Genomic DNA, 4474 nt, shown 5'->3' on the forward strand with positions numbered 1-4474 from the left:
GCAATGCAACGGGCAAGCATACAGGAGCTTGAGCAACACATACAGCGCGCCCTTATCCGGGCGATTGATGCCCGCTTGTGGAATTGGGGCCGCTGGTGGTATCGGGACAATATCGCCGAGCAGGATAGGGACACCGGCATGCATTGCGCATCCATCACATACGTCGCGATGCAGTTTGCACCACACCCTATAAAATCAGGGTACTGCACGCCACACCCTTTAGAGATTGATCTGGCTGACGCTGAGGCGCTACACGCCCAGTTGTCCGGGCTGCGGGCGTATCAGTTCGCCGAGCTGGAGCGTTTTTATGCGAAGGTGGGCGGCTCTGGGACTCAGGCACAAAAAGACCTGCGGTACAGGGCGCGGCGCAAGCTGGCTTGGCCGCAGTGCCCAGCATGAGCGCAATAAAATAAATTGCGGGGCGCGACCTGAACAGTTATGATTAGGGTACGTTGGGATGAATCCCACAAGAGCCGCTACGGGAAACCGGGAGCGGCTTTTTTTATGGGCGGAAAACAGGGGAACGACATGAACTTCCTACGGGGAAAAAAAACCTACATTACCGCTGGATTGATGGGGCTGATCGGTCTGGCCAAGATGCTTGGCGTTGAGGTTCCGGGAATGGAACAAACCGATCCCGGCCAGCTGTTGGGGCAAGCACTTGCATTCGGCTTCCTGCGGTCTGGAGTTGGGAAGTGAACTTCGGACAAGCGTTCGCCGAACTGGTCAGCTCCGAAGGCGGATACAGCAACGACCCGCAAGACCCAGGGAATTGGACATCTGGCATCATCGGCAAAGGCCAGCTCAAAGGCACAAAATACGGCATTGCCGCCAACACATACGGCGACATGGACATTGCCAACCTGACGCTGGAACAGGCGAAGGACATCTACAAGCGTGACTATTGGGACATTTGGCAATTGGATGGGCTGTCACACCAAGTCCCCGATGCCTTGGTGTTTGAGCTGTTTGACGCAGCCGTCAATGCTGGCGTCGGCAACGCACGGAGATTCTTGCAGCGTGCCGTCGGCGTTGCGGATGACGGACTGATAGGCAGTGCGACAATTTCAGCGCTTGACCGCGCATTGGAAGCAAATGGCATTGCCCGTGTTGAGATGTGGTTCCTGGCAGAAAAGCTGGAGCACTACACCAGGCTGAAAAGTTTTGACCGTTTCGGGCGTGGATGGGCTCGCCGGGTCGTCAAAAGTATGAGAAACATTTGAGACATGGATGCGAAATTAAAAACAGGGGACACAATCAAAATGGAGCATCCAAAGCTATACGAGCACATGCTGTTCAGCATTGTGCTGTTTGTTGGCGCAATCGCCGGGCTGTTGTTGCAGGTTGCCGCCAGGGAAATAAATAGGCCATGGAAAGAGATTGCGGCAGCCAGCATATTGAACGGGATATTCACAGTCGGCGTTTTTGCCGCCGTCAAGTATGTTTACCCGGATATGCCGGATGTGCTGTCGGTCTCGATAGCCGCCGCGTCGTCAACAATTGGCCGCTCTTCGATATTGAAGATAGCCGAGCGATGGGCAGGAAAAAAGTAGCGGCAATGGGTGAGCAAGGCTGCTGGCTGTTGGCCGGGTTGCTGCTGGCGGGCTGTTCCGGGATGCAGTTGCAGGCTGGCAGTTCCTTCAGCCAGGCCACCCCCCTGCGTGCAGGGGCCAGCAGCATTGCATCTGCTGAAATCATGCTGACCCATCAGTACCAGGGTTGCTCAGTTTCGGCAGGGCTACGCCATTTCAGCGACGTGGACGTGCCTGACATTCACGGCGGGTTCAATGGTGTGTTCGTCGAAATGCGCGGCACACTGGCAAGGTTCTGAGGTGTTGCATTCCACAACGACCGCCACGGTTTAAGCACCCACGCATAACCAGTGCAAGACCCATCCCCAGCAAGCCGGTGAGGCGCAGGACGGCGTGCCAGCGTGGCTATGACCGGCAATGGCGTGGCGCACGTCTGGAATGGATCAAGGATCACCCGTTATGCGCCAGTTGCCTTGCTGCCGGGAAGTATGTGCCTGCCGACGTTGTTGACCATATAACCCCGCACCGAGGTGACAAGCGCCTGTTCTGGGATGAAGGCAACTGGCAAAGCCTATGCAAGCCTTGCCATGACAAAAAGACGGGGGCAGGGCAATGACAAAAGCAAAATCACAACCGCAACAGGCAGCAGCGGCACGCAAGCCCTTTGCACCGCAAGGCACGCCGCAGGAACGCAAGCTGTGGAACCGTTACGCCATACTGCTGGCAGACCAGAACCGCTACCACAGCGGCTTTGCGGAACCCTTGATGGAGCTTGTTCGGGCGCAGTTGTTGCTGCGGCGGCTGGATGAAGAGCTGGAGAAGATACCTTCTGACCAGTTGTTCTATTCCGTGGTTGGGCGCAACGGCGAACAGCGCAAGGCAGCGCCAGAGATACTGGCCGTGCAACAGGCGCGACGCCAGTTCCTGCAATTCGCGGGGGCGTTCGGGTTGTCGCCGGTTGCCAACAGCAAGATACCGGCAGCGGACACCACCCCGGACAGTGAGTTTGACGACCTCTGATGATGCTGTCGCCATTGCCTTGGGGTATGCGAGGGATGTGCTGGTGGGGTCAAGGGCAAACTGTCAGGACGTGGTGCAGGCGTGCCGCCAGTTTGCCGAAGACATAGCCCGCAATGACGGGCGTTATGTCATGGACGCCAACCGCGCCAACCATGTGGTCAGGTTTGCCCAGGCATTGCCGCACATCAAGGGCAAGTGGGCACGCACCATCGGCAAGGATGCCCGCATCCGGCTGGAGCCGTGGCAGGTATTTATCCTGGTTGCTATTTTCGGTTTTGTTGACCGCACCAATGGCAATAGGCGCTACCGTGAAGCGTACCTGAAGATTCCGCGCAAGAACGGCAAATCCACCATCGCCGCCGCCATTGGCCTGTACATGCTGACCGCAGACCGGGAGCCGGGGGCGGAAGTGTACAGCGGGGCGGGGACGCAGAAGCAGGCATGGGAAGTGTTCATGCCCGCCAAGCAGATGGCGAAGCGTTCACCCGGCCTGTTAAAGCGGTTTGGGGTGACGATCAAGGCCGAAAGCCTGGTGGTTGACAAGGACGGCGGCAAGTTTGAGCCGGTCATCGGAGATCCAGGCGACGGTTCCAGCCCCCACTGCGCCATCATCGACGAATACCATGAGCACCGCACTGACGGGCTGTACGACACCATGCGCACCGGCATGGGGGCGCGTGACCAGCCGTTGCTGCTGGTGATCACCACGGCGGGGGACAATGAAGGCGGTGTCTGCTACCAGTATGAGCAGGAATGCCGCGCCATCCTGCACGGGCAGGTGGAGGATGAAACCCGGTTTGTGCTGATGTACGGCCTTGACCCGGATGATGATTGGCAGAACCTTGCCAACCTGCCCAAGGCCAACCCCAACTACGGGGTATCGGTTAATGCCGAATTCCTTGAGGCTCAAGTGCGGACAGCCATCAGCACCCCACGCAAGCAAAACACCATCAAGCAGAAGCATTTCAATATCTGGACATCCGGCGCATCTGGCTGGATGGACATGGCGGGGTGGGACAAATGCGCAGACCCCGACCTGCTGGAAGCCGATTTCAGGGATGACGACCTGTATGAAGGGCTTGACCTTGCATCCAAGGTGGATGTGGCAAGCCATGTGCGGGTTTATGTGCGGCGTGGCAGGGATGGGCAAGACCACTATTATGTTTTCCAGACCAGCTATGTGCCGGAACGGGCAGTGCTGGATACTGAAAACGGCAACCGCTATTACGCGGGCTGGGTGGCACAGGAAGCCATCGTAGCAACGGCAGGCGAAGTGACAGACTTCACCGCCATACAGGAAGACATCATGGCCTTGCACAGGTACTGCACCCGGTCACGGAAGCTGGGTTATGACCCGTACAACGCCACCCAGATGGCGCTGAACCTGATGGAAGACGGTGCGCCGGTGATGGAAGTCCCGCAGACCACGCGCTACCTAAGTGAGCCAATGAAGTGGATTGATGCCCTGATACTGGCGGGACGCATCCACCACACGGGAGACCCTGCACTGCGCTGGATGCTGTCCAACGTGGTGACGCGGGAAGATTCCAACGGGAACCTGTTCCCGCGCAAACAGAACCGTGACCAGAAGATTGATGCGGCAGTGGCGATGATCACAGCTTTTGCCGGGGTGCTGGCCATTGAAGACGATTATGTTGATGTGACTGGAGTACAGCGATTTGAGAAAACGCACAGCCGCCCATCCCCGTAGGGGCAGGGTAAGGGCGCAAGGGCAGGAAGTCAGCATACAGGACATCCGCTCCCTGTCGGGTGCAAGCAGCATCCATGCCGGGGTGATGGTGACGCCAGAAACTGCCCAGACATTCAGTGCCGTGTACCGTGCGGTGCGGGTCATCGCGGGGACTATTGCCAGTATGCCATTGCGGGTATACGACACCGCCCGCGCTGATGTGCGCGTCAAT

At 58.0% G+C, this 4474-nt stretch carries 9 protein-coding genes; all 9 read left to right on the forward strand.

Features of this window, described 5'->3' with window-relative positions; genetic code table 11:
- On the forward strand, positions 1-399 hold a 399-nt coding region (locus tag VSS37_RS15160; RefSeq protein ID WP_324696564.1), incomplete at its 5' end, for a hypothetical protein.
- A 105-nt stretch (positions 400-504) separates the two neighbouring features.
- The gene (locus tag VSS37_RS15165; RefSeq protein WP_324696565.1) at positions 505-699 is read left to right on the forward strand and encodes a hypothetical protein; all 195 of its coding nucleotides are present in this window, start codon (positions 505-507) and stop codon (positions 697-699) included.
- Entirely contained in the window at positions 696-1223 is a 528-nt protein-coding gene (locus tag VSS37_RS15170) for a glycoside hydrolase family 108 protein (RefSeq protein ID WP_324696566.1), read from the forward strand. Before VSS37_RS15165 ends, VSS37_RS15170 begins: the two co-directional genes overlap by 4 nt.
- Positions 1224-1226: 3 nt before the next feature.
- Positions 1227-1553: a hypothetical protein gene (locus VSS37_RS15175; protein ID WP_324696568.1), complete on the forward strand. Its 327-nt coding sequence runs from the start codon at positions 1227-1229 to the stop codon at positions 1551-1553.
- The gene (locus VSS37_RS15180) at positions 1535-1831 is read left to right on the forward strand and encodes a hypothetical protein (protein WP_324696569.1); all 297 of its coding nucleotides are present in this window, start codon (positions 1535-1537) and stop codon (positions 1829-1831) included. The genes VSS37_RS15175 and VSS37_RS15180 overlap by 19 nt, the downstream gene beginning before the upstream one ends.
- A gap of 77 nt (positions 1832-1908) precedes the next feature.
- A complete protein-coding gene (locus VSS37_RS15185) occupies positions 1909-2148 on the forward strand; it encodes an HNH endonuclease (RefSeq protein WP_324696571.1) in 240 nt (79 codons plus the stop codon).
- Positions 2145-2552, forward strand: a complete 408-nt coding sequence (locus VSS37_RS15190) for a P27 family phage terminase small subunit (RefSeq protein ID WP_324696573.1) — start codon at positions 2145-2147, stop codon at positions 2550-2552. Before VSS37_RS15185 ends, VSS37_RS15190 begins: the two co-directional genes overlap by 4 nt.
- Entirely contained in the window at positions 2539-4263 is a 1725-nt protein-coding gene (locus VSS37_RS15195; RefSeq protein WP_324696575.1) for a terminase large subunit, read from the forward strand. Before VSS37_RS15190 ends, VSS37_RS15195 begins: the two co-directional genes overlap by 14 nt.
- Positions 4232-4474 (forward strand): hypothetical protein (locus VSS37_RS15200; RefSeq protein WP_445971494.1); only part of this gene is annotated, 243 nt, incomplete at its 3' end. The genes VSS37_RS15195 and VSS37_RS15200, both read left to right, overlap by 32 nt.

It is taken from the genome of Candidatus Thiothrix phosphatis, from assembly GCF_035668035.1.
Taxonomy (GTDB): Bacteria; Pseudomonadota; Gammaproteobacteria; order Thiotrichales; family Thiotrichaceae; genus Thiothrix; species Thiothrix phosphatis.